Origin of the sequence: Streptomyces alkaliphilus, assembly GCF_014141535.1 — a bacterium.
GTDB classification, from domain to species: Bacteria; Actinomycetota; Actinomycetes; order Streptomycetales; family Streptomycetaceae; genus Streptomyces; species Streptomyces alkaliphilus.
This window is the reverse complement of sequence record NZ_VKHT01001469.1, coordinates 1-883: the sequence shown is the minus strand read 5'-3', so window position 1 is coordinate 883 and position 883 is coordinate 1. Positions and strand designations below refer to the sequence as shown.

Sequence of the window (883 nt, the reverse complement as noted above, 5' to 3'; positions counted from 1 at the left end):
CCTCCGGGACCGCCCCCGGGCACTCCCGCCTCGGCGGGATCCGGGACACCGGCGGCCCCGCCTGCCTGGCGCGGGCGGTCGAGGAGGTGGTGGGCGAGCGGATGGACCACTACCTGGAGGTGGACGTGGAACGGCTGGGCGCCCTGGTGGACGCCCTGGAGGGAGTCGAGCTGCGGACCCCGGTGGACCTGCGCGACCCGGCCTCGGGGCGCGAGTGGCCGGCCGGCACGCACCGCCTGGACGGTACCGGCGCCACGGCGGCGGCCCGGTCCGTCGGCGAGCCGGCGGAGGACGGCCTGGAACCCCCGCAGCGGGTGCTGCTGGGGGTGCTCCGGGAGATCGAGCGGCGGGGGGTGCTGAGCAACCCGGCGGCCCTGTACCGGGTGGCGGAGGCCGCCACGGACGCCCTGACCACCGACAAGGGGCTGGGGTCGATCACCGAACTGGTGCGTTTCGCGAAGGAGTTGGGTTCGGCGGGAAGCGGCCTGCGGGTCCGGGCGCTACCCCTGCCCGCTCCCGAACCGGCCGGGGCCCCGGACCGGAACGGGTACGGGGAGGCCCCCGGCGACGCCCCGAACAGCGCGCGGGAGGAGCGGGAGGGCCGATAGCGTGGGACACGCCGCTTCCCGGGGGCGGCCCGGGGGACCCCGGTCGCGGGAGCGGCGCACCACGAACGGAACGGGGAGGACCGCGACGTGCACGACCCGGAATCGGACACCACGGCGAAGCCCTCCGAAGAACACCCCGCCCGGCTGGTGATCGTGGACGGCGCCAACGTGGTCGGGTCGGTGCCCGACGGCTGGTGGCGCGACCGGCACGGCGCCGCCGAGCGCCTGCGGGACGCCCTGGCCGAACGGGCCTCGACCGGCTCGGTCCTCTCCCC

1 protein-coding gene and 1 pseudogene are annotated in these 883 nt (G+C 77.5%); both read left to right on the top strand.

Going from position 1 to position 883, the window contains the following annotated elements:
• A partial coding sequence (locus FNQ90_RS25145) for an LCP family protein (protein ID WP_182608420.1) occupies positions 1-608 on the top strand: 608 nt, incomplete at its 5' end.
• A gap of 87 nt (positions 609-695) precedes the next feature.
• Positions 696-883: pseudogene (locus FNQ90_RS25140) on the top strand (hypothetical protein); the annotation flags it as partial.